This window comes from Streptomyces sp. NPDC000075, assembly GCF_040301925.1.
In the GTDB taxonomy this organism is placed as follows: Bacteria; Actinomycetota; Actinomycetes; order Streptomycetales; family Streptomycetaceae; genus Streptomyces; species Streptomyces polychromogenes.
In genome coordinates this window covers 25,974-52,909 of record NZ_JBEPFL010000029.1, presented here as the reverse complement: position 1 = coordinate 52,909, position 26,936 = coordinate 25,974, and the positions used below count along the sequence as shown (strand labels likewise).

Sequence of the window (26,936 nt, the reverse complement as noted above, 5' to 3'; positions counted from 1 at the left end):
AGTCGCCATATTTCAGGAGCTTTCTCTTTCGGTGGCGCAGCTCGAAGAACCCGGGGCGCGCACGTCGGTATGACGGCGCGCCACGGGCGGTGCGGGAGAAACAGGAGAAACGGAGAAACCGGGGCCGCGATCGGGCACACCGGGATGAGGGGGGCGTTCAGCAGCCGTGTGCTACACGGCCGGGGGCCCAGGCGACCTCGTGGGCGGGGCGGAGCGGTGCGGAGACGGTGGACATCCGACGTCGCCTCCTTCCCTGGGCTCACGAGTCGTTCCGCCCGAAGCTACGACGCCGCAGGTTGATCGGTCAAGCACCTGTCCACGGGGCGGCGACGGGCTGCCCCGTGGACCTGGCGCGATGATCCGCCCGGTGGCGGTCAGCGGCCGGTGTCGAACACCGGCGGCTTCAGGCCCTTGAGGCAGCTGGTGCCGGGGGCCGTGGGGGTGTCGAAGAAGGAGACCACGATGGACTGGGCGCACTTCGAGGTCGCGAAGACCACGTGCGGCTCGTACGGGACCGTGACGACGGTGGCCCGGCTCAGGGTGCGGGCGACGTACGGGCCGTTGGCCGCTCCGGTCTGGGAGTCGAAGCCGCCCGAGATGGCCAGGGTGGGGACGTCGCTCGTGGTGGCGTCCCGGATGGAGCGCGGAGCGGCGGGGACGTTCCAGGTGTCGCAGTCCTGGTGGAGGAAGGCGAGTTGCGGGGACTGGGACTGGACGGTGCGCGGGAAGGACGGGAAGGCCTCCTCGCCGCCGCGCAGCGCCGCGTCGCGGGCCTCGTACGGGGTCCACTCGCTGCAGAAGACGCCGTAGACCAGTCCGTGGGACACCCGGCCGACGGCCTGGGGGCTGTACTTGGCGGCCGACCACTGCTCGGCGATCCGCTGGGGTCTGCCGTGGTCCAGCTCGTCGAGGGCCCGGGGCACCTGGGTCGCGACGTGGGTGGCCGAGGTCAGCCAGTTCACCAGGGCCACGCCGTCCAGGACCACCTTGACCTGCCGGTGGGTGTCGGGCAGCTTCACGGTGGTGGTGACCGGCTTGGCCTGGAGTTCGCCCACGAGGCGTTCGAAGGTGGCGGGCAGGTTCGGATAGCGGTCGTTGCAGGCGGGCTGCTCGGCGCAGGCCTTGAACAGGCCGTCGAAGCCCTGCTTGGCGGCGCTCCAGGTCAGGGCCTCACCGGCGGTGGAGGGCGGCAGGATGCCGTCGATGCCGACCGAGCGGATGCCCTCCGGGTGCAGGCGCAGGGTGACGAGCGCCAGCTGGGTGCCGTAGGAGATGCCGTACAGGTTCCACTGCTTGAGGCCGAGCGCGGTGCGCAGGTCCGCGAGGTCGGCGGCGCTCTCGACGTCGTTGTAGGCCCCGAGGTCGGCGCCGAGGCCGGCCAGCCGGTCCCGGCAGGTCTTCGTGGCCTGGACGTGCAGGCGTTCGGTGTCGGGCGAGTCGTAGGCGAGTCCGGTCGCGCGCGCGTTGAACTCGTCGATGTTCGGGCAGGTGAGCGCCGGGTCGGCGGAGTACGTACCGCGCTGGGACATGAAGATGACGTCGCGGTCGCGGTTCAGGCCGCCGTCGAGGGCCAGCTTCACCTCGCTGACCGCGTCGTCCCCGGGGCCGCCCGCGAGCCAGACGATCGGGTCGGGCCGGGGGTCGGCCGCGAGCGCCGGCACGATCGCCACGCCGAGCCTGATCTTGCGGCTGCCGGGCTTCGTCCGGTTCTCGGGCACGGTGAGCGTTCCGCAGCGGGCGCCCTTGAGTCCGGGGGCCGGGTCCGCCGTCCTGGGGCAGGGGCCCGGGTCGAAGCGGGCGTCGCCGGCCGCGCGGGCGGCCGTACCGGCCGGACGGGCGTGGGCGGGCACCGTGAACAGGCCGGTGACGAGGACGCCGGCGGCCAGGGCGGCCGAGGTGGTGCGCAGCCGCCTCGCGGTGGTGCTGCGGCGGGGCTTGCGGTGGAGTGTCATGTGCCCTCCGGCTCGCTTCGGGCGGTCACTTCGGGGTGATCGTGAACGGGGCCGGCGCGAGGCCGGTCACGCATCCGGTGTCGGGTGCGGTGGGGCGGTCGAGGAAGGAGGCGAGCACCTTCGCCGCGCAGGGCGACTGGGGGACCACCCAGTGCGTGATCCCGGGGATCTTCACGGAGGTCGAGCGGGACAGCGTACGGGCCGCGTCCTTGGCGAACTCCGAACCGGTCTTCTGGTCGAAGGTCCCGGAGAGGAGCAGCACCGGCAGGGAGCTGACGGCGGCCACCCGCTGCTGTGCGGCACGGTCGGGAACGTTCCAGGTCCGGCAGACGTCGAACTGGAAGGGAAGTTGCGGTGTCTGCGCGAGGACGGTGTCGGGCCAGCCGGGGAAGGCCTTGCGGCCGGCGGCCAGCACGTCGGATTCCGCGACCCCCGGCGTCCATTCGGCGCAGGCCACGGACTCCGTCAGCCCGTGGGCGGTCATGCCGAGGGACGGGGTCGCGTCGACCGCCCGGGCGCGGGCGAAGCGGTCGGGTTTCCCGTGGGCCAGTTCGTCGATGGCCGCCGGGACGTCGACGGGCTTGATGGTGTTGGCGACCAGCACGTTGAGCACCGCTCCCCCGTCGAGGACGACCTTGACCGGGTTCCCGCCCTTGGGCGGGGAGGCGGTGAGCGTCAGCGGGTGGGCCTCCAGCCTGCGCACCTGTTCGTCCAGGGTCCTGCGGAGGTCCGGGTAGCGGTTCTCGCAGGCCGGCTGGGCCGCGCAGGCGTCGAGGATGGCGCCGACGCCCTCCTGTGCGCTGGGCCAGCCCCAGGGCAGGACCACGCTCTGCGGGGGCGTCACCGAGTCGATCGCCACCGCGCGGATCCCCTCGGGGTGGGTGCGCAGGAGGGTGAGGGCGAGGTTGGTGCCGTAGGAGTACCCGTAGACGTTCCATCGCGCGATGCCGAGGGCCGTGCGCAGGTCGGCGAAGTCGGCCGCGTTCTCCACGGTGTTGTAGGCGCCGAGGTCGGTCCCGTCGGCGGTCAGCCGGGCCCGGCACTGTTTGAAGGCGTCCAGCATCTGCGACTTCGCCTGCGCGGAGTCGTAACCGAGGCCCACGTAGCGGGCGTTGAAGCGGTCCACCTCCGGGCAGGCCAGGTTCGGCTCGTCGTAGCGGTTGCCGCGCTGCGCCATGACGATCAGGTCGCGGCCCGCGTTGAGCCCGGAGGAGACCAGGAAGGGGATGTCGTCGAAGGTCTCGCCGCCGGGGCCGCCGGCCATGAACACCACGGGCTCGGCCGCGGGCTTCGCCGAGACGGCCGGGAGGACCGCGGTGGCCAGCCGGAGGGTGCGTCCGCCGGGGCGGGCCCGGTTCTCGGGGACCTCCAGGAAGCCGCAGCGCGCCTTGGCCAGCTCGGGGACCGGTTCGGCCGTCTTCGGGCAGGGGCCGGGCACGAACCGTGCCCGGGACGACGATGGGGACGAGGAGGAGGACGAGGACGGGGCGGGGGACGCGGGGCCGGGGGTGGCGGCGCCCGCCGGCGCGGCCATCAGCCCCGTCAGGAAGACCAGGGCGGCCGCCGCGGCCGCCGTGTCGCGGGTGTGTTTCGCCATGGGATCCCGTTCCTCTGCCGGCTCCTGCGGCTGCCCGTTGCGGACAGCGGCGCGACGGTATGGGCGGAACGTACGCATTTCGACGCTACCGGGTCCCCCGGGCCGACGCACTCCGGCGGCCGCGGGCGTCCGGTGACGGGCCCTGTCACCGGACGCCCGGCACCGGTCCTACCGGACCGGCTGCTGCTGGGTGACGCAGTGGATGCCGCCTCCGCCCGTGCCCAGGCGGTCGATGTTCAGCTGCTCGATCACCCGGTCCGGGTAGAGGCGGGCGAGGGTGGCCCGGGCCGCCGCGTCGGCGCGGGTGTCACCGAAGTGGGCGGTGATGACGGCCCCGTTGCACAGGTAGTAGTTGGCGTACGAGGCGAGGAAGTCCCGGTTCGTCGAGCGGATCTTGCCGTAGTCGGGGCCCTGGATCCGCTCCACGGCCATGCGCGTGCCGTCGGCGGCCGTGGCGGCGGACAGGACCTGGTACTGCCGGCGGGCGTCCTCGGCGTAGGCGTCGGTGTCCGTGGCCAGGGGCATCTGGACCACGGCCCGGCCGGGGGCGAGGAAGCGCGAGGTCGCGTCCACGTGGTCGTCGGTGATGTCCTGGCCGGCCACGCCGTCGAACCAGATGACCTCGGATGCCCCGTAGGCGGTGCGCAGCGCCGCCTCGACCTGTGCCTGGGACAGCCCCGGGTTGCGGTTCCTGTTGACGAGGCTGCTGCGGGTGGCCATGAGGGTGCCGGCGCCGTCCTGTTCGACCGCGCCGCCCTCCCCGACCACCCCGGCGGCGGTGAAGGGGACCCCGGCGTAGGCGGCGATCCGGCCGGCGACCAGGGCGTCGCGGGCGTGGGTCTGCTTGCCGCCCCAGCCGTTGAAGTTCAGGCCGACGGCGTCGAGGCCGCCGGCCCCGTCGGTGCGGAAGACCGGTCCGCTGTCGCGCATCCAGCAGTCGTCGACCGGGATCGAGGTGATGACGGTGACGGTCGGGCCGGCCAGGGAGCGGGCCCGGGCGGCGCTCGCCGAGTTGGCGCAGAGGTGGACGGGTTCGTACTTGGCGATGGTCCGGGCGATCAGGGCGATGTCCGACTGGACTCCGGAGAGCTTGCCGCCCCAGATGGAGCCGCTGTCCGGGAAGGCCATCCAGGTGCGGGTGTGGCGGACGTCCTCGGCCGGTACGCGGAACGCGCCGGCCGCGGCCGGGCGGGGCGCGGCGGCGGCCCGGGCCGGGCCCTCGGACGCGGCGAGACCTGCGGCGGCGGCGATTCCCGTGGCGGCGGCCGCCGTCAGGAACCGGCGTCTGTCCATGGCCGCGCCCTCGGGCCGTTTCCTCACGTGGTCGTTCATGACGGTTCCTCCGATGCTCCAACTGCCCACGCGGACGGTGGGGTTGGCCGGAAAGCTAGAACTGGCCAAGCGCTCGGTCAATACGTGCGGCAGGCTTCTTCCGGTGGATCGGGGAAAACCCCAGGTGGCGTGGTGGAGGCTGGTTAGAGTGGCGCCCATGGCAGCTTCCGCGCAGCACTCCGAGGTTCCGCCCGCCCCGCCCGTACGGGCCCCCCGGCCGCGCGCCTCGGCCAAGGGCGAGCAGACCCGGGCACGGCTGATCGCCGCCGCGCGGACCCTGCTGGCGGGTGAGCCGGGGGAACGGTTCACCACGCGCAACGTGGCGGCGCTGAGCGGGGTTTCGCACGGGATGTGCCACTACCACTTCCAGGACCGCACCGATCTGGTCCTGGCGGTCATCGCGGACATCCACCCCGAGTGGATCACCCCGCTGGAGGAGGCCGTGTCCGGCCCCGGCACCTTCGCGGAGCGCGCCGAGCGGGTGGTCGGGCTGCTGGGCCGGCCCGAGGGCGCGGAGCTCTCCCACCTCCACTCCGCCCTGCACTGGCACGCCCTGAACGACGCCCGGGTGCGGGAGGGGCTGGAGGCCGAGTACCGGCGCTGGCGCGCCTGTTTCGTCGCGCTCTTCCAGGTCCTGGCGGACGAGCGCGGCGGCGGCCTGGACCCCCGCCCGCTGGGTCTGGCGGTGGCCGCGGCCGTGGACGGGCTGGCGGCCATGGAGTCCCTGGGCGGCGAGACCGGCACCGAAGCCGTCTCCGGCGCCGGCGGCGAGCCGGTCCTGCGGACCTTGATCCGCACCCTCGCCGCCGGCGCCTGAGGCCCCCGTTCCCGCCACCCCCTACAGCGCCCTGCGGGCGGCCGCGATGGCCTGCGGGTCCCAGCCCGGGCGCGGTACCGACTCCAGGAGCAGCCGGGTGTACGCGTGCCCGGGCGCGGCGAGCACCTCCGTCGTGGGGCCCGCCTCGACGATGCGGCCCCGGCGCATCACGACGATCTCGTCGGTGACGCACCGGACGACGCCGAGGTCGTGCGTGATGAACAGGTACCCGATCCGGGTCTGCTCCCTGATGTCGGCGAGCAGGTTGAGGATCTGCGCCTGCACCGAGACGTCGAGCGCGGCGACGGCCTCGTCCAGGACGAGGACGGCCGGTTCGACGGCCAGGGCGCGGGCGATGGCCACGCGCTGGCGCTGGCCGCCGGACAGCTGCCGGGGCAGGGCGTCGGCGGCCCGGGTGCCCAGGCCGACCTGGTCGAGCAGCTCGCGGACCCGCCGGCCGTGGTCGCGGCCGGGGAAGTGCAGGCCCAGCGGTTCGCGCAGGGCCGCCTCGACGCTGGTACGGGGGTCGAGGGAGAGGTAGGGGTCCTGGAAGACCATCTGGACCTCCCGGGCCCGGGCGAGCCGCCGGGCTCTCCCCCGTCCGCCGCCGGGGGCGGTACGGGACCGGCCGCCGACCAGGACCTCGCCTCCGTCGGCCTCCTCCAGGCCGACGATGATCCGGGCCGTGGTGGTCTTCCCGGAGCCGGACTCCCCCACGATCCCCAGCGATCCGCCCGCCGGGAGGGCGAAGGAGACGTCGTCCACGGCGCGCACGGGCCCGTAGGAGCGGCTCAGCCCCTTGACCTCCAGTACGTTCTCCGTGTCCCGTACGGCATCCACGTCATCGGGCATCGACGGCGCTCCCTTCGAGCCGGTCACCGTGGTGGCAGGCGGCCAGGTGGTCGGGCCGGCCCGGGGCGGCGGCCGGCAGCGGGGCCCGCTGGTCGCAGACCTCGCTGGCGAGTGGGCAGCGGGCGGCGAAGGCGCAGCCGGGCAGTTCCCGGCGCAGGTCCGGCGGCTGGCCGGCGATGGCGGCGAGCCGGCCCCGGGGGCCGTCCATGCGCGGGGTGGAGGCGAGGAGGGCGGCCGTGTAGGGGTGGCGCGGCCGCGCGAAGAGCTCCTCGGCGGGGCCGGTCTCGGCGATCCGCCCGGCGTACATGACGTAGACCCTGTCGCTGATGGCGGCGGCGAGGTCGAGGTCGTGGGTGACGAACAGCAGTCCGGTGCCGAAGCGTTCGCGCAGCGCGGCCAGCAGGGCGATGACCTCGGCCTGGCTGGTGACGTCGAGTGCCGTGGTGGGCTCGTCGGCCAGCAGGAGCGCGGGGTCCCCCATGAGGGCGGCCGCGATGACGACCCGCTGGAGCATGCCGCCGGATACCTGCCCGGGGTACTTGCGCCGGACGGAGGGGTCCAGGCCGACGGCCCGCAGGAGTTCGGCGGCCCGCGCGTCGGCCTCGCCCCGCCCCATGGCTCCGGTGAGGGTGACGCTCTCGGTGAGGAAGTCACCGATCCGGCGCAGCGGGTTGACCGCGGCGCGGGGGTCCTGGAAGACCATGGCCGCGGTGCCCGACCGGACGGCGCGCAGGGCGGCGGCGTCCATGGTGAGGACGTCCCGGCCGCCGACCTCGACCGTGCCCTCGACGGCCGCGCCGGGCGGCAGCAGGCGCAGGGCGCTGCGCGAGGTGAGGGTCTTGCCGGAGCCGGACTCGCCGACGAGGGCGACGGTCTCTCCCGCGCCGACGGTGAGGTCGACCCCGTCGAGGACGGGGCGGGCGGTGCCGGGCAGGGTGATCCGCAGCCCGCGGACGTCGAGGGCGGGGGCGGAGGGGTCGGGTGTTCTCATCGGTCTCTCCTGGCGACGCGGTCCGCCCAGTGCTCGCCCACCACGTTGAAGGCGACCACGGTCAGCACGATGACGGCGCAGGGCAGGATCGCGGACAGCGGGTAGCCGTGCTGGACGGCGGTCTGTCCGTCGAAGACCATGCGGCCCCAGTCGGGGGTGAGCGCGGGGACGCCGAGTCCGAGGAAGGACAGGCCGGCGAGGTCCATGAGGGCGTAGCCGAAGTTGACGGCGGACTGGGCGAGGACGACGGGGGCGATGTTGGGCAGGACGTGGCGCAGGCAGATCTGGAGGGCGGAGTGGCCCTGGACCCGGTAGGCGCTGACGTACGGCCGGGCCCGTTCGGCCAGGACCAGGGAGCGGGTGAGGCGGCTGACGTAGGGGGTGTAGGCCACGGTGAGGGCGAGGACCGGGGCGAGCAGCCCCTCGCCGTAGACGGAGATGATCAGGATGGCGAGCAGCATGCCGGGGAAGGCGAAGACCAGCTCGGTGCCGCGGGAGACGACGGAGTCCGGCCAGCCCCCGCGCCAGGCCGCCGCCGTGCCGAGGGCGATGCCGGCAACGGTGGAGAGGGCGACGACGCCGAGCGGTCCGAGCAGGGAGGTCCGCGCGCCGAGCAGCAGCCGGGAGAGGGTGTCGCGGCCGGCGGCGTCCACGCCGGAGGGGTGTGCGGCGGAGGGCGCGGCGAGGGCGTCGCCGAGGTCGACCGTGTTGGGGTCGTGCGGGGCGAGCCAGGGCGCGAGCAGGGCGGCGAGGACGACGAGGGCGACGAAGGCGAGGCAGGCCAGGTGGAGCGGGGAGCCTGCCGCGCGGACCCGGGCGAGGCCGGGTCTGCGGGTCAGTACGGCGGTCACGTGGATGCCCTCCTGGAACCGAGGGTGACCCGGGGGTCGACGAGGGGCAGGGCCAGGTCCACGAGCAGGTTCACGGCCATGAAGAGGGCGACGATGATCAGCGAGATGGCCTGGACGGTCGGGAAGTCCTTGGTGGTGGTGGCCAGTTCGAGGAGCTGGCCGATGCCGCCGACGCTGAAGGCGCTCTCCACGAGGATGGTGCACACCAGCAGGGTGGAGACGATCAGGCCGCCGGTGGTCAGCACGGTCCCCAGCGAGTTGCGGAAGACGTGGCGCCGGATGACCTGGCGTTCGGGGACGCCGCGGCTGCGGGCGACGGTGACGTGTTCCCCGTCGAGGGCTTCGAGCATGGCGGAGCGGGTGACCCGGGCGAGCATGCCGATCAGGTACAGCGCGAGGGCGACCGAGGGCAGGACGAGATGCCGTACCAGGTCCCCGAAGCCGCCGTCACCCGTCCCGCTGCTGGGGAACCAGCCGAGGCCGACGGCGAACAGGCCCTGGAGGAGGACCGCCGCGACGAAGGACGGGGTGCCGACGGCGAAGGTGGTGGTGACGAGGATCGCGGAGTCGGTGGCCCCGCCGCGGACGGCGGCGACGCGGCCGAGCAGCAGGCCGACGGTGACGACCACGACGAGCGACATCCCGATCAGGACCAGGGTGGTGGGCAGCCGGTCGGCGAGCAGCCGGGAGACGTCGGTGCGGTAGGTGATCGACCGGCCGAAGTCCCCGTGCAGGACGTCGCCCAGCCAGCGCAGGTAGCGGACGAGGAAGGGCTCGTCCAGGTGGTACCGGGCGTTGACGGCGGCGAGGGCCTCGGGCGAGGCGGAGCGGCCGGCGAGCAGGAAGCCGGCCGGGCTGCCCGGCGCCAGGTACAGGGCCCCGAAGACGACGAACGAGGCGACGAGCAGGGTGGCGGCCATCTCCGCCACCCGTCGTACGGCGAACCTGAGGAAGTTCACCGCGCGGCCCCGACGTCCGCGGCCCACGGGTAGTACATGTAGGAGATGGTGGTGGGGGCGCCGGTGATCCGCTTGTTCATGAACAGGGCGGTGGGCCATTCGGCGACGGGGATCCACAGCAGCTGTTCCGAGGCCTGGTGCTGGAGCCTGGCCGTGATGTCCATGCGCTCCCGCGCCGGGTAGACGGCGGTGGCCTCATCGACGAGGCGGTCGTACTCGGGGTCGCTGTAGCCGCCGAAGTTGAGGTAGGCGCCGGTCTTGAAGTTGACCAGCAGGTCGAGCGGGTCGGTGATCGAGTCGTAGTAGGTGAGCGGGAACATGTCGATGCCCTCGCGCGCCTTGGGGTCGGTGAACAGGGCGGTGAAGGCGTTCGGGGCGATCGTCTTCAGCCGGATGTCCAGGCCGATCCGGGTGCCGGCCGCCTGGACGGCGGTGGCGAGGAGGGAGACGTCCTGGCCGATGGAGCTGGTGGCCACGGTCAGGGTCTTGCCGGTGGCCCCGGCCTCCTTGATCAGGGCCGTGGCCTTCTCGATGTCCTGTCCGGTGGGCGGCAGTCCGTCGAAGGCGGTCTTGAGGGTGCGCTCGGGTGCGGCGGCCCAGGCGGCGTGGGAGGTCAGGGAGTTGGTGACGGTGCCCGCGCCGCCGAGTCCGGCCTTGACGAAGCCGGTGCGGTCGAGGGCCAGGGACAGGGCCCGGCGGACGCGGATGTCGCCGAGGGGGCCCTTCATGTCGGTGATGTTGACGTTGACCGTGCTGAGGCCCTCGCCGAAGAAGAGCTTGCCCGTTCCGCTGTCGCGCAGCCGGGCGTAGCTCTCGGTGGGGATCAGGTAGCCGCCGTCGGCCTCCCCGCTGAGCAGGGCGTTGGTGCGGGCGGAGGGGTCGGTCAGGATGCGGAAGACGGCCTTCTTCGACTTGGCCCTCGTGCCGTGGTAGCCGTCGAAGCGGTCCAGCTCGATGGACTGGCCCTTGTTCCACGCGCCCAGTCTGAAGGGGCCGGTGCAGCCGAGGTCGCCGGTGGTGCCGTAGTCCTTGCCGGCGGCCTCGACGGTGGCCCTGGACGCCACCACCCCGGCGGCGGTGGCCATGTACTGGGGGAACTGCGAGTCGGGCTTCTTGAGTTTGACGGTGACCTGGAGCGGGCCGCTCTGGGCGACCGAGGCGACGTTCTGGAAGACCTGGGCCCAGGCGGCGGCGTTCTCGGGGTCCATCTGCCGGGTGAGGCTGAAGACGGCGTCGTCGGCGGTCATCTCCCGGCCGTCGTGGAAGCGGACGCCGGGGCGCAGGTCGTAGACCCAGGTGGTGGGGTCGGGGTTGGTCGCCTGCCGGGCCAGGCCGGGTTCCGTGGTGAGCGAGGGGGTCCAGCGCATCAGGCTCTCGCACACGTTGGACAGCACGGTGTTCTGCGGGTAGTCGAAGGCCGCCGTGTAGTCGAGGGTGGGCGGCTCGGCGTAGACGGCCCAGGTGAAGGAGTCGATCTCGCCGCGGGCCTCCGGGGTGGAGGGCGACAGCTTCACGTCGGTGACTCCGCCGGCGGCCTGGTCCTTCGGCGGGCCGGAGCAGGCGGAGAGGAGGGCGCAGGAGGTCAGGACGGCGGTGACGGCGGCGGCCGTGCGCGGGAGGAGGCGGGGGCGTCTGCTCGTGCGGGGTGGGGATGTGGTCATCGTCGCGCTCTTTCGTTCCGGGAGGGGCGGGGGGAGGAGCGGGGCGGACCGCCGGTGCGGGCGGTCCGCCTGGAGCGGCAGAACCGGGCTGTGTCCTTGGGGTCAGTCGGCGGCGGGCAGGGCGGGGATCTGCTGGGTGACGCAGTGGACGCCGCCGCCTCCGAAGGCGATGGCCGGCGCCCGGACGCCGACGATCTTGCGGCCGGGGTGGGCCGAGGCGATGACGGCCAGGGCGTCCTCGTCCTGGGGCACCCCGGCGACCGGGACGACGACCCCGCCGTTGGCGATGTAGTAGTTCAGGTAGGACACCTCGATCTCGGCGCCGGCGAGACCGGTGAAGGCCGTCTGCGGGAGCTCGATGATCTCCAGGCGGCGGCCCCGGGCGTCGGTGACGGCCTCCAGGACGGCGCGGTTGGCGCGCATCCGGGCGTAGTCGGGGTGGTCGGGGTCGGAGGGCAGGGAGACGACGACCGTGCCGGGTGCGGCGAAGGCGCAGACCCCGTCCACGTGGCCGTCGGTCTCGGTGTCGCGCAGGCCGCCGTAGGGCAGCCAGATGACCTTGGTGACCCCGAGCCGGGCCTTCAGCTCGTCCTCGATCTCCTCGCGGGTCATGCCGGGGTTGCGGTTGGGGTGCAGGAGGCACTGCTCGGTGGTGATGAGCGTGCCCTCGCCGTCGACGGTGAGGGCCCCCCCTTCGAGGATCATGCCGGAGGGGATGCGCTCGACACCGAGGTGCTCCAGCAGCAGGGAGCTGATCCGGTCGTCGGCGTCGAAGGGGTGGTGCTTGCCGCCCCAGGCGTTGAAGCGGAAGTCCACGCCCGCGCGGCGGCCTTCCCCGTCGAGGACGAACAGCGGGGCGGAGTCGCGGAACCAGGAGTCGTCCAGCGGCAGCTCGATGACGGTGACGCCGTCCCCGCAGTGGCGGCGGGCGTCCTCGGCGAACCCGGGCGGGGCGACCATGGTGACGGGCTCGAACGCGGAGACGGCGCGGGCGACGTTCGCGTACTCCTCCTTGGCGTCGGCCAGGACACCGCCCCACAGGTCCTCGCGGGTGGGCCAGGCCATCAGACAGCCCTCGTGCGCGGACCACTCGGCGGGCATACGGTATTCAGCCATCAGGTGTCTCGTTTCTTCTGTCGGCGGAGTCTTCCACCGAACTGAAATTTCAGTCAAGAGTGGGCGGTAAAGGAAGCGCGGGCGCCGGCCGGCCTCAGAGGAAGTAGAGGCGGTTGAGGGAGACCCGGTCCGCCGGCTCGGAGCGCAGGGGTTCCCCGTCGAGGGTCACGAGGCCGCTTCGCGGGTCCACGTCGACGTCCCCGAGGCGGGCGTTGCCGATCATGCTGGCCGGGCCGATCCCCCGGGTGCCGCGGACGGCCACCCTGCGGCGCCGGGTGCCCAGCGCGTCGTACGGGGAGCCGAAGGAACCGGACTCGGCGGCGGCGCGGCTGACGAAGGCGACCGAGAGGTCGGCGGGGGCGGCTCCGTGGGCACCGAAGAGCGGGCCCAGGACCAGGGGTTCGCAGCAGTCCGTGGCGGCGTTCGGGTCACCCGTGACCCCGTAGGCCGGGAAGCCGGACTTGAGCACCATCTGCGGCTTGGCGCCGAAGAACTGGGGGCGCCAGAGCACGATGTCGGCGAGCTTGCCGACCTCGATGGAGCCGATCTCGTGGGCCAGGCCGTGGGCGATGGCCGGGTTGATGGTCAGCTTGGCCATGTAGCGCAGGACGCGGGCGTTGTCGTCGCCCTCGCCGTCCCCGTCCATCGGCCCGAGCTCGCCCTTCATCTTCCCCGCCATGGCGAAGGTGCGGCGGACGGTCTCCCCCGCGCGGCCCATGCCCTGGGCATCGGAGGAGGTGATCGCGATGGCGCCCAGGTCGTGCAGGACGTCCTCAGCTCCCATGGTTCCGGCGCGGATGCGGTCGCGGGCCATGGCGGCGTCGCCGGGGAGGTCCGGCTTCAGCGCGTGGACGGAGACGATCATGCCGTAGTGCTCGGCCACGGCGTCCCGGCCGAAGGGCAGGGTGGGGTTGGTGGAGGAGCCGATGACGTTCGGCACGCCCGCCATCTTCAGGACGTTGGGGACGTGCCCGCCCCCGCAGCCCTCGATGTGGAACGCGTGGATCGTGCGGCCTTCGAGGACGCGCAGGGTGTCCTCCACCGACAGGCACTCGTTGAGGCCGTCGCTGTGCAGGGCCACCTGGACGTCGTGCTCCTCGGCCACGCGCAGGGCGGTGTCCAGGGCGCGGGTGTGGGCGCCCATGTCCTCGTGGACCTTGAAACCGCAGGCACCTCCCTCGGCCAGCGCCTCGACCAGGGGCGCGGCGTCCGAGGAGGAACCGCGGGCGAGGAAGCCGATGTTGACGGGCCAGGCGTCGAAGGCGTTGAACCCGTGTCTGAGTGCCCAGGGCGAGTTCACGCCGACACCCCAGGTGGGCCCGATCTCCTGGCCGATGATCGTGGTGACGCCGCTGGCGAGCGAGGCCTCCATGATCCGCGGGGAGAGCAGGTGGACATGGGTGTCGACCGCCCCCGCCGTGGCGATCAGGCCCTCGCCCGCGATCATCGTCGTGCCGGTGCCGACGACGACGTCGACCCCGTCGAGGGTGTCCGGGTTGCCGGCCCGGCCGATCGCGTGGATCCGGCCCTCCCGGATACCGATCGACACCTTCCGGATGCCGAGGACGGCGTCGATGACCAGGGCGTTGCTGATCACCACGTCACAGGTCTCGCGGACGGCGGCGGCCTTCAGGTGCAGCCCGTCGCGGGCCGTCTTGCCGAACCCGGCCAGGAACTCGTCACCGGGCTTCTGCGCGTCCGATTCCACCCGGACGACCAGCCCCGAGTCGCCGAGCCGGACCCGGTCCCCCGCGCGGGGGCCGTGCACCGTGGCGTACTCGTACGGATCAATGTGCCGGCCGCCCGGGGCGCAGTGGTCGCTGTGGCGGGACGGTCTGCTCATGCCGCGCTCCCTTCCGGGGCCGCCGCGCCGAGGTAGCCGCAGGCGGCGGCCCGGCGCAGGGCCTCGGCCTTGGCGCCGGGGGCGTCGAGGGGGCCGTCGACCAGCCCGGCGAAGCCGATCGCGATCCGCGCGCCGCCGATCGGGACCAGCCCCACCTCGACGACGGCGTCGGGGTCGAACCGCGTGGACGAGCCCGCCGGGACGCACAGCCGCATGCCGTAGGCGGCGGCGCGGTCGAAGTCGAGGCGGGGGTTGGCCTCGAAGAAGTGGAAGTGGGAGGTGACGCTCACCGGCACGGAGGCGGTGTTGCGCACGGCCAGGGTGAGCGCGGGCTCCGACGCCTCGACCGTGCCGGCGCCCGGCAGGACGGCGCCGGGGGCCTCGTCGTCGCGGGGCCGTGCCCCGAAGGGGTCGCCGACCGCCGCGAGCCGGGTGCCGTCCTCGAAGACGGCCTCGACCATGACCTCGGTGACGATGTCCACCACGCCCGGCAGTACGTCACCGGGGCCGAGGACACAGCGGCCGCGTTCGAGGGCCTCGGCGAGGCGGACGCCGTCGCGGGCGGCCTCGCACACCGTGTCTGCGATCAGTGCGGTGGCCTCGGGGACGTTGAGCCGCAGGCCCCGCGCACGCCGGGCCCGGGCCAGCTCGGCAGCGCTGAACAGCAGGAGCCGGTCGCGTTCGGTGGGTGTCAGCGGCACGGGGACCACCGCCTACGGGAAACATTCATGATCATTCCTTTGGATTGCACCCGGCCCGTAGATGACGTCCGGGCGACGCGAGGAACTGTGGCACTGACTGAAAATTCAGTCAAGAGTGCGGACGAGGAAAAGCCCCGGCCTACGGCAGGACGGGACCACGCGGTCGCATCCGGGCAGGCCGGGGCGGCCCACCGGGGGCGGGAAGGGGGCGAGGCGCGACGCCTCAGTACCGCTGGAGGCCGGCCAGCTCGGCGTCGATGGCCCCGCGCATCAGCTCGCGCGCGTGGCCGATCCGGATCCCGCCGCTGAGCCAGCGCATGCTCAGCCCCTCCAGCAGGGCGGTGAGGCGTTCGGCGGCCTCGGCGAGCGAGGAGGCGGTCGCCATCGGCTGGACCTGTCCCAGCAGCGCGGCGACCTCCTGGACCCACACCAGGGTGGCCCGGGCGAGGTCCTCGCGCAGCACCTCGTCGAAGACGGCGCTGGCCCGCAGCTCACCCCAGGCCGAGCTGTTCTCCCGGACCTCCACGGTGTCCTGGAGTTCCAGCAGCAGGGTCTCGTCCAGCTCCTCCCGGGGGGTGAGGGGAGGGGCGTCCGGGTCTCGGTCGGTGGTGTAGCGCTCGGCGCGGTCGTTGATGAACTCGAGGGTCTGGCGCAGGACCCCGGTACGGTCCTTGAAGTGGTAGTAGATCAAGGCGGTGGACACCCCGGCCTCGGCCGCGAGCTCTTCCACGCGCAGCCCGCGGACCCCGCGCCGGGCGATCACCCGGGCGGCCGCTTCGAGGATCTGAGTGCTGCGAGACGCCATGACCCGCACCTTACCGGGGCGTTCGGCCGCAGGCGCACGCGGCCCGTCCCCGGTCCGGCGGACCTGCCGGGGCACGGCGGCCATCAGACCGCCGGGGGGACGGCCGGGTGCGACTGGGTGGCGCAGTGGATGCCGCCGCCACCGCTCGCGATGCCGTCGATGACGATCTGCACCACCTCCCGTCCGGGGTGGGCGGCCTGCAGGATGGAGTAGGCCACGCCGTCCGCGTAGGCGTCGCCGAACCGGGGGACGATCACCGCCCCGTTCGGGGTGTAGTAGTTGGTGTAGCTGGACAGGAACTCCTCCCCCTTGCCGGTGATCTTCTTGCGGTTCGGGCCGGGCAGCTCGGTGACGGCCAGAGCGCGGCCCCGGGCGTCGGTGGCGGCCCGCAGGACCTTCTTGGTCTCCTCGTAGACCGCGACCCACTTGGGGTCCGTGCCGGGTCCGGGCTGGTCGAGGATGACCTTGCCCGGGGCCGTGAAGCGGGCCAGGCAGTCGATGTGGCAGTCGGTGATGTCCGCGCCCGCCAGACCCGGCGCCCAGATGACCTTCTCGATGCCGAGCGCCGTCTTCAGCTCCTGCTCCACCTGCCGCTGCGTCATGCCCGGGTTGCGGTTGGGGTTCACCAGCGAGCTGACGGTGGCCAGCAGGGTCCCCTCTCCGTCGGTCTCCAGCGAGCCGCCCTCGCCGGTGAAGCCCGCCTGGATCCGGCTCACGGCGTACTCGCCGAGGAGGATGCCGGCGGCCGCGGCGTCGTTGGCGTAGGGCTGGGCGTACGGGGTGCCCGTCTTGCCCCAGCCGTTGAAGTTGGTGTCCACGCCGGCGACGGCTCCCGGGCCCGCCAGGAAGGTGGGGCCGAAGTCGCGGATCCACAGGTCGTCGACCGGTATCTCGATGACGTCGATGGCGTGGCGGGCGCCGCGTCCGCACTGGTAGCGGGCGTCGGCGGCCTGGCCGGGGCGGGCCAGTACCACGACCGGCTCGAAGCGGGAGATCGTGTGGGCGACGTTCGCGACGTCCGCGCGTACGTTCTCCAGCCCGCCGCCGCCCCAGACCCGGGAGAGGGCGGGCCAGGCCATGTACGTGCGGACGTGCGCGTCGGTCTCGGCGGGCATGGTCAGCCCGGCCGGGGCGCCCGCCGCGCGGGCGAGGGCGGAGGGGAGGGCCGGGCCGAGGGCCGCCAGCGGCAGGGCCGCCGCGCCGAGCTGGAGCAGCCTGCGACGGGAGGTGGTGGGCGATTCCATGGGGGCTCCCTGATGAGGAGGGATGGGGATTGATCGGCATCCTTGCGCTAACTGAAAATTCAGTCAATACATCGAGGGGGAATGGGAGGAATCCGTTCCACGCGGGGCCTCCGGCTCAGCCGAGGTGGTACTGGTCCACGACGATCGTGACGGGCCCGGCGGCGGCCGCCTCGCGCAGCCGGACGACGGCCAGCTCGCGCCGGTCGGGGCTGCGGACGCAGAACGGCCGCTCCCCCGCCAGGGCGGTGAAGGGCAGGGAGGTGACGGGCTTGGTCTCGATGCCGTGGAGGCAGCCGGGCACCGTGAGCGCCTTGCCCTCGGAGACGAAGGAGTCGGACTCCTCGGAGGGGACGAAGGACTGGGCGTCCCGGGCGAGGAACCAGGTGGCCGTGTCGGCGGGCACCACCTTCCCGGCCTTCAGGTCGAACTCGTAGCCCGCGTCGGGGGCGGTGAGCTCGACCTGGGTGTACCCGGCCGGATAGGGCCTGGCGGACCGGGACGGCTGCTCGGCATCCCCGTCGGCCGGGTCCCGGTCCTCAGCGGAAGCGGCGGCCCCCTCGCCCGGGCCGTCCAGGACGTACACCGCCGCGCCGCAGACCAGCAGGGTCACGGCCACCGCCCCGGCCACCGCGGGCAGCCGCCGCCCGCGGCGCTCCGCCCGGCGGCCGGGCGACGGCGCGGGGCCGGGCTCGGGCGCCGCCGCCGGGAGGGCGGCCGCCAGCGGGGGTGCGGGGGCGTGCGCGCCGGGCCTGGGGGCGGAGGCGGTGGCCGTCGCCGTGGCCGCAGCCGCCATGGCCGTCGGCGCGTGGGGCACGGGGCCGGGTTCCCCGGGGGCGGGGGCCCGCACCGGGCCGACCTCCTCCCGGACCGGATGGGGAAGCCAGCCGTCGGTGAACTCCGGCCGCCCGCCGACGGCGGGGTGCGCGTGGACGTACGCGATCAGCTCGGCGCCGGTCGGGCGGTCCTGGGGCCGCTTGGCCAGGCACCACGCCACCAGGTCGTGCAGCCCGGCGGGGATCCGCGTCAGGTCGGGGTGCTCGTGGACCACGCGGTACAGGGCGGTGGACTCGGGCCCGGCCCCGAACGGCGGGGTACCGCCCGCCACGTAGGCGACGAGCGCGCCCAGGGCGAAGACGTCGGTGGCCGGGGTCACCCGGTGGCCGAGGGCCTGCTCGGGCGCCATGAAGGCGGCGGTGCCGATCCGCAGCCCGGTCCCGGTCAGCGCGGAGGAGTCCGCCGCGTGCGCGATGCCGAAGTCGATCACCCGGGGGCCGTCCCCGGCGATCAGCACGTTGGCGGGCTTGAGGTCCCGGTGGACGACCCCGGCCCCGTGGATGGCCTGGAGCGCCTCCGCGATGCCCGCGACCAGCAGCAGCACCGTCCGCACGGGCAGCGGGCCGTGCCGGCGCACCACCTCGTGCAGGGAGGGTCCGGGCACGTAGGCGGTGGCCAGCCAGGGGGTGCGCTCGTCCACCCCGAAGTCGACCACCTGCGCCGTGAACAGGCCGTGGATCCGCCGGGCGCTGGCCACCTCACGGGCGAACCGCTCCCGGAACTCGGGGTCCGCGGCGAACTCGGCGCGTACGGCCTTCAGCGCGATCGGGCGGCCCCCGGGCGTGTACGCGAGGTAGACCACCCCCATCCCGCCCGCACCCAGCCGGGCGTGGAGGCGGTAGCCGCCGATCTCGCGGGGGTCGTCGGCGGTCAGTCCCGCGGGACCGGGCTGTACGCCGGGAAGCTGGTCGGGCATGCGGTGCTCTTTCCACGATGCGGCAGGCCGGATGGCCGGTTTTCATCGTCTCCTTAACTAAAGTTTCAGTCAACGTGTGACCATACGTACCGCACCCCGCCGAAGGGCTCACCCGGGAAGGACCACACCGTGACGGACCGCAGACGGACCATCCTCGAGGGCGCCGCCCGCGTCATCGCGCGCCGGGGCGTCCGCGGCCTGCGGGTGACCGAGCTGGCGGCCGAGGCGGGGGTGTCCACCGCCCTCGTCTACTACCACTTCAAGGACCGGCCCGGCATCCTGCGGCAGGCCCTGGCCTTCATCGGGGACCGGGCCGACCGGTACACCGAGCCCTCGGACGGCACGGCCGCAGAGCGCCCCGCCGACCCCCGCGAGCTGCTGGAACGCACCCTGCTCCTGGAGTTCCAGGACCTGCCCGAGGTCCGCGAGAACAGTACGGCCTGGGGGGAGCTGCGGGCCCACACCGTCTTCGACCCGGAGCTCCGGGAGGAGCTCGCGGCGGCCGGCACCGCCTGGGCGGCCGAGGTCGCCGAGCTGATCGCCGCCATCCGCCCGGGCGCGGCCCCGGCGGAGGTCACGGCCGCCGCCGAGCGGCTGACCGCCCTGCTGGAGGGGCTGAGCGTGCGCTGGCTCAGCGGCCTGCTCCCCCTGGGCCACGCCCGCCACCTGATGCGCGAAGCCGTCCGCGTGGAGGTCGACCGGCTGCCCTGAGCGGCCCGGCCGGATCCACCGGCCGATCGGGCTCTCGCCAGGCGTGGCTGTTTGACTGAATTTTCAGTCAGTGTCACAGTGGCGGGACGAGTCCACGATCGGAGCCTCCCGTGACGAACCCTCCCCCCACCCGCCGGTCCGCCCTCCGCGCCCTCGCCGGTTTCGGCGCCCTCGCCCTCGGCGCCGCCGCCTGCGGCCCCGCCGACGGGGCCGCCGAGCGGCCCGGCACCCCGGCCGGAACCCCCGGGCAGACCGCCGCCAACGGCGCGAAGCGCCGCCTCGGCGCCGAGTGGGAGAGCCACACCCGTACGTTCATGGCCTGGCCGGCCCTGGCCACGGGCGTGTGGGAGCAGGACCTGCCCGCCGTGCGCGAGGACATCGCGCGGATCGCCCGCGCCGTCGGGAAGTACGAGGCGGTGGTCGTGATGGCCCGCCCCGACCAGGTGGACGCGGCCCAGCGGGCCTGCGGCTCCGGGGTGGAGGTCATCCCGCTGGCCGTCGACGACCTGTGGGCCCGGGACACCGTCCCCGTCTTCGTCGAGCAGGCCGGCCAGGTCATCGGCGTCGACTTCAACTTCAACGGCTGGGGCGGCAAGCAGCAGCACGGCGACGACGCCCAGGTCGGCCGCGTCCTGCTGCGGAAGTACGGGATCCCCCGGGTCCAGGCCCCGCTCGTCGCGGAGGGCGGCTCCTTCGAGACCGACGGCGAGGGCACGCTCCTCGTCACCGAGAGCTCGATCGTCAACGACAACCGCAACCGCGGGAAGTCCCGGGACACCGTCGAGGCCGAGCTCAAGCAGACCCTCGGCATCGAGAAGGTCCTCTGGCTGGCCGGAGTGCGCGGCGAGGACATCACCGACGCCCACGTGGACAGCCTCGTCCGCTTCACCGCGCCCGGCGTGGTCCTGCTGGACCGCGCCCACCCGAACACCCCGCCGGACTCCTGGTCCCGCTCCGCCGACCAGGCGAAGTCCGTCCTGTCGAAGGCCACGGACGCCCGCGGCCGGCGCTTTCAGATCATCGACCTGCCGCAGCCCGACCTGGACCTGATCACGGGCCGGGGGGACGCCTTCGTCTCCACCTACGCCAACTTCTACGTGGCCAACGACGCCGTGTTCCTGCCCCGGTTCGGCGACCGCCGGGCCGACGACCGCGCACGCGGCATCCTCCAGGACCACTTCCCGAAGCGGGACGTGGTCCAGGTGCAGATCGACACGATCGCCTCGGGCGGCGGCGGCATCCACTGCTCCACCCACGACCAGCCCGGCAAGCCCGCCCGCTGACCGGCCGCGCGGCGGCTGCCCACCGGACCCGGCTGCCCACCGGACCCGGCTGCCCACCGGACCCGGCGGACACCCCGGGCCCGGTCGGCGCGGTGCCGTTACGGCGCCATCTCGTACGCCCCCGAGAGGGCCTCGACGCGGTCCCAGACCCGGGCCGCGCGGGCCTCGTCGACGACCGGGCGGCGCACCGCACCGAGCGCCCAGGCCTGCTGCGCGTCGGTGGCGGAGTCCTTGCCGTGCAGTTCGACGGCGTGGCCGGAGAAGTCGCGGACGAGGACGGAGAACAGCTCGTCCAGGACGTCCCGGTCCAGGTCCGTCAGGCGGGCCTGCTCCAGGATCAGCTGGCCGTGCACCACCAGGGCGAACAGCTGGCCCACGGAGAGCAGGAAGTCGAGGTCGCGGCTCTGCGCCTCGTCGGGGGCCATGGTGGCGACGAACGCGCAGAGGGCGTCGGCCTGCTCGCGGAAGCGGGCGACGTTCGGCAGGTCGGCGTACGCGTCGAAGGCGGGCCGCCAGTCGTGGAAGCGGACGGAGCCCAGGCCGCGGGCCGGGCCCTGCCGGAAGAGGAAGTCGTCGTCGGCCGCGTCGAGGCGGGTCGGCACGGCCGGGTACTCGACCGGCTCCAGCAGGTGGTTGCGCATGAACTTGAGGATCAGCGCGAGGTTGACGTGGACCGTGCCCTCCAGCTTGGGCAGGCCCCGGATCTCGACGGCGGCGTTGGCGAAGTAGGTGTCCTTCTCGAAGCCCTTGGCCGCGATGACGTCCCACATCAGGTCGATGACCTTCTCGCCCTCGGTGGTCACCTTCATCTTCGTCATCGGGTTGAAGAGGAGGTAGCGGCGGTCCTCGGGACCGGCGGAGCGGAAGTAGTCCACGGCGCGGTCGCTGAACAGCTTCATGCCGACGAGCCGGACGTAGGCGTCGGCCAGCTCCCGGCGCACGTGCGGGAAGGCGGTGACGGGCCGGCCGTAGAGGACGCGGTTGTGCGCGTGGGTGACGGCCTCGTACATCGCGTGCTCACAGATGCCGATGGAGGCGGTGCAGAGGTTGAACTTGCCGACGTTGACCGTGTTGAGCGCGGCGTCGAAGGCGGCGCGGCCGGTGTGCAGGACGTCCCCGGCGGTGACCGGGTAGTCCTGGAGCCGGAACTCGCTGACGTACTTGGACGAGTGGACCACGTTCTGTTCGAGGTGGTACGCCGGGTGGCGGCTGTCGGCGGCGAAGAAGACGTAGCCGTCCGGGCCCTCGACGTCGGTGCGGCGGCCGAAGACGGAGACCAGGCCGGCCGCGTTGCCGTTGCCGATGTAGTACTTGGAGCCGCTGGCGCGGAAGCCGCCGTCGCCGTCGGGCTCCAGGAGCATGTCGGTGGAGTAGATGTCGGCGCCGTGGGTCCGCTCGGACAGGCCGAAGGCGAACACCTCGCCCTGCGAGAGGAGCTCGGCGGCGCGGGCGTGGGCGCCGGCGTTCGCGCTCTGCCAGACCGGGCCGAGGCCGAGGATGGTCACCTGCCAGGCGTACCAGTAGTCGAGGCCGTAGAAGCCGAGGATCTCGTTGAGGGCGGCGATCCGGGAGGTGTCCCAGCGCTGGTCCTCGCGGCCGGCGGCGGAGGCCGGGGTGAGGAAGGTGGAGAACAGGCCTTCCTTGGCGGCGAAGGCGAGGAAGTCCGCGAGCCACGCGCGGGTGCGGTAGTCCTCCAGCAGCCGGCGCTTGCCGCGCTCCTCGAACCAGTCGACGGTGGCGCGCAGCAGGCGCCGGGTCTCGGGGTCGAAGTGCGCGGGGTCGTAGGTACGCGGGTTGAAGAGGAGGGGGTCGGCCATGAGGGGTCGCCTTCCGGAGGGTGGTGGGTGGGGTGCGGTCAGGCGGACGGGGGTGGCGTCGCGCCGAGGCGGTGCAGGGTGGCGAGGACGTCGTCCAGCCAGGCGACGGTCATCCGCTCGTACGCGATGCCGCCGCGCAGCACCACGTGCTGGAGCTCCTGCCCGGCGTCGAGCGGGCCGGGGGCGCCGGGGCCGGTGAAGTCCCGCCGCTCCCCCGCGAGGTAGTGCGCGAGGCGGTCGCTGTGGGCGCGGTGGTGCCGTTCGACCTCGCGGATCAGGGCGGCCGGGTCGTCGAAGGCCGCGCCGCGGATCTTCACGGCGAGCTCGTGGCGCATGCTCTCGGGTTCGATCGGCTCGTGCAGCCACCGGGCGAGGGCGGCGCGGCCGGGGGCGGCGACGGAGTACTCCTTCTTGTCCGGCCGGCCCTGCTGGGGGACTTCGCGGACGGTGAGCAGGCCGTCGCCCGCCATGCGCGCCAGGACCCGGTAGATCTGCTGGTGCGTGGCGGTCCAGAAGTAGCCGATGGACCGGTCGAACCGCCGGGCCAGTTCGTAGCCGGAGCCCGGCATCTCCAGGAGGGAGACGAGGATCGCGTGGTCGAGCGCCATGCCCCGATCTTTCTATGCAACTCGTTGCATAGACAAGGGGCACCGTCCGGGTGAGACACGGCTCACCCCCCGCTTGTGCGGGGCCCGGGGAAACCCGTTTGCCGCCCCGGCGGCCGGTGGATAGCTTCCGGGCCATGACCCCGACGCTGCGCACCGAGCGCCTCCTGCTGAGCCCCTACGTCCCCGGGGACGAGGAGGCGTTCACGGCCCTGTTCCAGGACCGGCGGGTGTCCCGGTGGATGGGTGACGGGCCCGTCTCCGAGGCCGAGGACCGGGCCCTGTTCGGCCGGATCTTCACCAAGGTCTACGCCCGGGAGCTGTTCGACGTCTGGGCCGTGCGCCACGACGGGCCGCTGGTCGGCCACGCCGAGATCAAGCGCACCGACGAGGCCGGCGGGTACGAGATCATCTACGCGCTGGCCCCCTCGGCCTGGGGCGCGGGCCTGGGCACCGAACTGGCCCGGGCCCTCACCGCCTACGGCTTCGAGACCCTGGGGCTGGCCGAGGTGCACGCCACCGTGGCGGCGGAGAACGGCGCCTCGCTGGCGCTGCTGGAGCGGATCGGCTTCGCGCACGTACGGGACGTCACGGAGGACGACGGCTCCACCACCCGGGTGCTGACCTGCCGCCGGACGGCGCCGGACACCCTTTAGGCCGGTTCGTTCGGATCAGGCCGCACCCCTCGCCCGTGGCCGGAACGCTACGGTGCGCCGGAGTCCGTCCCGGTGCTGCGGCGACGGCCGTTCGGAGCGGCGGGTACGGTTCCGGCATGGATGTTTCAGCAATCAGTTCGAACGACGACGCCCCGGACCGGGCGGGGGCGGTCAAGGAGACCGCCCGCCGGCAGCTGGTGGAACTGGGGGCCGCGGGACTGTCCCTGGAGGGCGTGGCCCGCGCGGCCGGTCTCGGCCTCGCCGACGTCGAGGCCGTCTTCCCGCACCGGGACGACCTGCTGACCGCGCTGGTCATCGACGCCTACGACGCCTCGGGCGCCGCGATGGAGCGGGCGGACACCGCCGGCGCCCCGGCGGGGGCGCGGCTGCTCGCCGTCACCCGTGCGCTGCGGCGGTGGTCCTTCGCCAACCCCGGCGAGTTCACCCTGATCTACGGTTCGCCGGTGCCGGGCTACCACGCCCCCGAGGACACGGTCCCGGCCGCCGCGCGGACCCCCGCCGTGCTCGCCGGGATCATCCGGGCGGCGCTGGAGGGCGGCGAACTGACCCCGCCCCGGCGTGCGGTGCCCGGTCCGCCGCTGCTGCTCCCCGCGGCCGTCGAGGCCTTCGGCGGGGTGCCCGAGGCTCCGTTCTCGGACATCATCGAGCGCGGCATCGTGCTGTGGAGCAACCTCATCGGGCTGCTGGTGTTCCAGGTCTTCAGCCGCACCCACGACAGCGTCAAGGACGAGGCCGCGTACTTCGACTACGCGATCGCGGTGGCGGCCGAGAGCATCGGGCTCGAGGTCCCCCCGGGCGAACCCACCGACTGACCCTTCTGCCGCCCCCCACGGCCCCCGTAGGAAACCGAGCCTTGAACACCATCAGAACCCTCTGCTTCGTCATCGCGGCGCTCTCCTCGTACGCCGCGCTCATCTACCGCCTGTGCCAGGTGCGGCGCAGCCGGCACGACAGCGCCTACTGGACGCTGATCACGACCCTGGTCCTCCAGTGCTTCACCTTCACCATGGGCGCCGTGGCCATGAGCGGCCCGTCCTTCCTGGGCGTCGGCAACCTCGCCATCCTCCTCATGCACCTGTCGGCGGTGGCCTACTGCGTCGCGGCGGAGATCATCCTGCTGCGGTGGGCGGCGCCCGAGGAGGAGGCCCGGCGCAGGACGCGGTGGTGGCTGATCACCGGGGGCGCGCTCGACGTCGCCCTGGTGGCGCTCTTCCTCCTGGCCGACGGGTCCTCCCGGCCGTCCACGGACTTCGACACGGGCAGCGGGCAGCCGCTGGTCCTCGTCTACCTCCTGGCCTTCATGGTCTCCCAGGCGCTGCCGTGCGTGACCATCTTCCGCCAGTGCGGCGCGTACGCGCGGATGACGGACAACGAGTCGCTGCGCCAGGCCCTGCGGGTGCTGCGGGTGGCCGCCGTGGTGCTGTTCCTGTACTGCTCGTGCCGGACCCTGAACATCCTGACGGCCGCGGCCGGGGTCGACATCGGCGTCTGGAAGCTGGCCTCGAACCTCTTCAGCGCGGCCGGCATCGTCATCCTGTCGCTCGGCCTGACCAACTCCTCGTGGGGTCCGGCGGCTTCCCGGCTGCTGGCGTGGGGCCGGAGCTACCGCTCGTACCGGGCGCTGTACCCGCTCTGGCGGGACCTGTACGAGTCCTCCCCGGACATCGCCCTGGAGCCGCCGGGCGCCTCGGTCTCGGACCTGGACTACCGGCTGCACCGCCGGGTCGTCGAGATACGCGACGGGTGGCGGGACCTGCGCCCGTACATCGACCGTACGACCGTGGGCGGTCCGGGCGGCGCCCCGGGCAGGGAGGAGAGCGAGGAGTCGCGGCAGGCCTTCACGGAGGCGGCGCGGATCAAGCGGGCGCTGCTGGCCAAGCAGGCCGGGACGATGCCGCACGACAACAAGGACGCGGGCGACTTCGACGACCGCGACACGGACAACTTCACGGCAGAGGTCGCCTGGCTCACCAAAGTGGCGTCCGCCTACAGTAAACTCGGCACCGCGAGTTGAAAGCTCCCGCCCGGTTCGTATCCCCCGTCGAACCGGGCGGGCCTCCCCCGTTCCCCCCGTGTGTTACGTCGGGCCGGACGGGTGGCTCCCGCCCGGACTGGCCCGGCCCATCCCCCGAGGGCCGGGCCAGTCCGATTTTCACCACCTGCCTCCCCGTCGGAACATCCCCCGTGACGAGTTAGCTGGCAGCTATCGGCGAGACCCAACGTTGGCGGAGTCCAGGCCAATTGTCAACTGACCGCTATTCTGTGAAACTGGCGTATAGCCAAGGGCTATACCGAGGAGGTGACGGGAGGAAGATTCACCATGAGCGAGAGCGACGACCGGCCCCTGCTCGCCAGGCGCCTTGACGATCTGTTCAAGACGGTCCGTCCCAAGGGCAAGCACTGGACCAACGCCGAGGTGGCGGAGGAACTGAAGCGGGCCAACCCCGAGCTCAAGGCCGGGGGCGTGTACCTCTCGCAGCTGCGGACGGGCAAGCGCTCCAACCCGTCACCCGACCTCCTGGCCGCCCTGGCCAAGTTCTTCGGCGTCTCGGTCGCCTACTTCTTCGACGACAAGGTCGCCGAGTCGGTGCTCAGCCAGGTCGCCGCCATCGAGGCGCTGCGGCAGTCCGGGGTCCGGGCCGTGGCGATGCGCGCGGCCGGGATGAAGAAGGAGAACCTCGCGGCCATCACGGCCATCATGGACCAGTACCGGCAGATGCAGGGCCTCCCGCCGGTCACCGACGCCGACTCCCCCGCCGCCGACGGGCCCGGCCCCTCCGAGCCCGTATGAGGGGCTCCTGGAGGGAGCGGGCCGCCGACCACGACCGCCGCAGCCGGCTCAAGAAGCTCCGCAAGGCCGGCACCCGGCGGCTCGCCGAACTCGGCCTCCCCGAGGTGTCCGACGTCGCCGAACTCTGCCGTCTCCTCGGCGAGGCGCGGGACCGCCCGATCCTCCTGGTCCCGATGCAGATGCCCTCGTCGCACCCGTGCGGCATGTGGGTCGCCGCCCGCGACGAGGACCTGATCTTCTACGACGCCAACACCACCAGCGCGCATCAGGAGCACATCATCTTGCACGAGCTGGGCCACATCATCTGCTGCCATCGCGGGGCCGGCGGACTGGACGAGGCGGCCGCCCGCCTCCTCTTCCCCGACCTCGACCCCGACATCGTGCGCGACATGCTCCTGCGCGCGACCTACGACGACGTACAGGAGCAGGAGGCGGAGATCATCGCCTATCTGCTCGCCCAGCGGATGGAGGGCGCCGAACAGCGGCATCCCGCGCACCCCGAGGACGGGGCGGGCGAGGACGGGGACCCGGGCAAGAGCGCCATGCTCAGCCGGATCGAACGCACCCTGTTCTGACGTGGC

Annotated in this window: 24 protein-coding genes; 8 read left to right on the top strand and 16 right to left on the bottom strand. The window is 73.2% G+C overall.

Annotated elements, in window-relative coordinates; translation table 11 throughout:
* Positions 1 to 374: 374 nt before the first annotated feature.
* The 3 genes from ABT403_RS28485 to ABT403_RS28475 all read right to left on the bottom strand — a co-directional run bounded on the left by ABT403_RS28485 (position 375) and on the right by ABT403_RS28475 (position 4,881).
* Positions 375 to 1,952 (bottom strand): alpha/beta fold hydrolase, encoded by a 1,578-nt coding sequence (locus ABT403_RS28485; protein ID WP_344150308.1) that lies wholly within the window; start codon positions 1,950 to 1,952, stop codon positions 375 to 377.
* Between the two features lie 25 nt (positions 1,953 to 1,977).
* On the bottom strand, positions 1,978 to 3,549 hold the full coding sequence (locus ABT403_RS28480) for an alpha/beta hydrolase (protein WP_344150305.1): 1,572 nt from the start codon (positions 3,547 to 3,549) through the stop codon (positions 1,978 to 1,980).
* 168 nt (positions 3,550 to 3,717) lie between these two features.
* A complete protein-coding gene (locus tag ABT403_RS28475) occupies positions 3,718 to 4,881 on the bottom strand; it encodes an agmatine deiminase family protein (protein WP_344150302.1) in 1,164 nt (387 codons plus the stop codon).
* 157 nt (positions 4,882 to 5,038) lie between these two features.
* Here ABT403_RS28475 and ABT403_RS28470 point away from each other — a divergent pair, with 157 nt between their 5' ends.
* On the top strand, positions 5,039 to 5,698 hold the full coding sequence (locus tag ABT403_RS28470; protein ID WP_344150299.1) for a TetR/AcrR family transcriptional regulator: 660 nt from the start codon (positions 5,039 to 5,041) through the stop codon (positions 5,696 to 5,698).
* Positions 5,699 to 5,719: 21 nt separating this feature from the next.
* Here ABT403_RS28470 and ABT403_RS28465 read toward each other — a convergent pair whose 3' ends face one another.
* The 11 genes from ABT403_RS28465 to ABT403_RS28415 form a co-directional block, all read right to left on the bottom strand.
* On the bottom strand, positions 5,720 to 6,550 hold the full coding sequence (locus ABT403_RS28465; RefSeq protein ID WP_344150296.1) for an ABC transporter ATP-binding protein: 831 nt from the start codon (positions 6,548 to 6,550) through the stop codon (positions 5,720 to 5,722).
* Positions 6,540 to 7,541, bottom strand: a complete 1,002-nt coding sequence (locus ABT403_RS28460; RefSeq protein WP_344150293.1) for an ABC transporter ATP-binding protein — start codon at positions 7,539 to 7,541, stop codon at positions 6,540 to 6,542. Before ABT403_RS28460 ends, ABT403_RS28465 begins: the two co-directional genes overlap by 11 nt.
* The gene (locus ABT403_RS28455; RefSeq protein ID WP_344150290.1) at positions 7,538 to 8,392 is read right to left on the bottom strand and encodes an ABC transporter permease; all 855 of its coding nucleotides are present in this window, start codon (positions 8,390 to 8,392) and stop codon (positions 7,538 to 7,540) included. Before ABT403_RS28455 ends, ABT403_RS28460 begins: the two co-directional genes overlap by 4 nt.
* Positions 8,389 to 9,351 (bottom strand): ABC transporter permease, encoded by a 963-nt coding sequence (locus ABT403_RS28450; RefSeq protein WP_344150287.1) that lies wholly within the window; start codon positions 9,349 to 9,351, stop codon positions 8,389 to 8,391. The genes ABT403_RS28455 and ABT403_RS28450 overlap by 4 nt, the downstream gene beginning before the upstream one ends.
* Positions 9,348 to 11,012: an ABC transporter substrate-binding protein gene (locus ABT403_RS28445; RefSeq protein ID WP_344150284.1), complete on the bottom strand. Its 1,665-nt coding sequence runs from the start codon at positions 11,010 to 11,012 to the stop codon at positions 9,348 to 9,350. Before ABT403_RS28445 ends, ABT403_RS28450 begins: the two co-directional genes overlap by 4 nt.
* A 102-nt stretch (positions 11,013 to 11,114) precedes the next feature.
* Positions 11,115 to 12,128: an agmatine deiminase family protein gene (locus ABT403_RS28440; protein ID WP_344150281.1), complete on the bottom strand. Its 1,014-nt coding sequence runs from the start codon at positions 12,126 to 12,128 to the stop codon at positions 11,115 to 11,117.
* Between the two features lie 94 nt (positions 12,129 to 12,222).
* Positions 12,223 to 13,971: an urease subunit alpha gene (locus ABT403_RS28435; RefSeq protein ID WP_344150278.1), complete on the bottom strand. Its 1,749-nt coding sequence runs from the start codon at positions 13,969 to 13,971 to the stop codon at positions 12,223 to 12,225.
* Positions 13,968 to 14,672, bottom strand: a complete 705-nt coding sequence (gene ureA, locus ABT403_RS28430) for an urease subunit gamma (protein WP_344150275.1) — start codon at positions 14,670 to 14,672, stop codon at positions 13,968 to 13,970. Before ureA ends, ABT403_RS28435 begins: the two co-directional genes overlap by 4 nt.
* Positions 14,673 to 14,895: 223 nt before the next feature.
* Positions 14,896 to 15,477: a TetR/AcrR family transcriptional regulator gene (locus tag ABT403_RS28425; protein ID WP_344150272.1), complete on the bottom strand. Its 582-nt coding sequence runs from the start codon at positions 15,475 to 15,477 to the stop codon at positions 14,896 to 14,898.
* An 83-nt stretch (positions 15,478 to 15,560) separates the two neighbouring features.
* Entirely contained in the window at positions 15,561 to 16,721 is a 1,161-nt protein-coding gene (locus tag ABT403_RS28420; protein ID WP_344150269.1) for an agmatine deiminase family protein, read from the bottom strand.
* A gap of 115 nt (positions 16,722 to 16,836) precedes the next feature.
* On the bottom strand, positions 16,837 to 18,471 hold the full coding sequence (locus tag ABT403_RS28415) for a serine/threonine-protein kinase (protein WP_351650142.1): 1,635 nt from the start codon (positions 18,469 to 18,471) through the stop codon (positions 16,837 to 16,839).
* A gap of 129 nt (positions 18,472 to 18,600) precedes the next feature.
* Between ABT403_RS28415 and ABT403_RS28410 the strand changes: the two genes are divergently transcribed.
* Complete coding sequence (locus tag ABT403_RS28410; RefSeq protein WP_344150263.1) at positions 18,601 to 19,182, top strand: TetR/AcrR family transcriptional regulator; 582 nt, start codon at positions 18,601 to 18,603, stop codon at positions 19,180 to 19,182.
* Positions 19,183 to 19,292: 110 nt separating this feature from the next.
* Entirely contained in the window at positions 19,293 to 20,465 is a 1,173-nt protein-coding gene (locus ABT403_RS28405; protein WP_344150260.1) for an agmatine deiminase family protein, read from the top strand.
* A gap of 98 nt (positions 20,466 to 20,563) precedes the next feature.
* Here the strand turns inward: ABT403_RS28405 and ABT403_RS28400 are convergent, their stop codons facing one another.
* Positions 20,564 to 22,282 carry an acyl-CoA dehydrogenase family protein gene (locus tag ABT403_RS28400; protein WP_344150257.1) on the bottom strand — a complete coding sequence of 573 codons (1,719 nt, stop codon included), beginning with the start codon at positions 22,280 to 22,282 and terminating at the stop codon, positions 20,564 to 20,566.
* A 38-nt stretch (positions 22,283 to 22,320) separates the two neighbouring features.
* A complete protein-coding gene (locus ABT403_RS28395) occupies positions 22,321 to 22,890 on the bottom strand; it encodes a PadR family transcriptional regulator (protein ID WP_344150254.1) in 570 nt (189 codons plus the stop codon).
* Between the two features lie 134 nt (positions 22,891 to 23,024).
* Between ABT403_RS28395 and ABT403_RS28390 the strand changes: the two genes are divergently transcribed.
* The 5 genes from ABT403_RS28390 to ABT403_RS28370 all read left to right on the top strand — a co-directional run bounded on the left by ABT403_RS28390 (position 23,025) and on the right by ABT403_RS28370 (position 26,930).
* Complete coding sequence (locus ABT403_RS28390; protein ID WP_344150251.1) at positions 23,025 to 23,543, top strand: GNAT family N-acetyltransferase; 519 nt, start codon at positions 23,025 to 23,027, stop codon at positions 23,541 to 23,543.
* Between the two features lie 116 nt (positions 23,544 to 23,659).
* On the top strand, positions 23,660 to 24,376 hold the full coding sequence (locus ABT403_RS28385) for a TetR/AcrR family transcriptional regulator (RefSeq protein ID WP_344150247.1): 717 nt from the start codon (positions 23,660 to 23,662) through the stop codon (positions 24,374 to 24,376).
* A gap of 41 nt (positions 24,377 to 24,417) precedes the next feature.
* Positions 24,418 to 25,578 (top strand): MAB_1171c family putative transporter, encoded by a 1,161-nt coding sequence (locus ABT403_RS28380; RefSeq protein ID WP_344150244.1) that lies wholly within the window; start codon positions 24,418 to 24,420, stop codon positions 25,576 to 25,578.
* Positions 25,579 to 25,884: 306 nt separating this feature from the next.
* Positions 25,885 to 26,355, top strand: coding sequence for a helix-turn-helix domain-containing protein (locus ABT403_RS28375; RefSeq protein WP_344150241.1), 471 nt, complete (start codon positions 25,885 to 25,887; stop codon positions 26,353 to 26,355).
* Positions 26,352 to 26,930 (top strand): toxin, encoded by a 579-nt coding sequence (locus tag ABT403_RS28370; protein ID WP_344150238.1) that lies wholly within the window; start codon positions 26,352 to 26,354, stop codon positions 26,928 to 26,930. The genes ABT403_RS28375 and ABT403_RS28370 overlap by 4 nt, the downstream gene beginning before the upstream one ends.
* Positions 26,931 to 26,936: the final 6 nt, after the last annotated feature.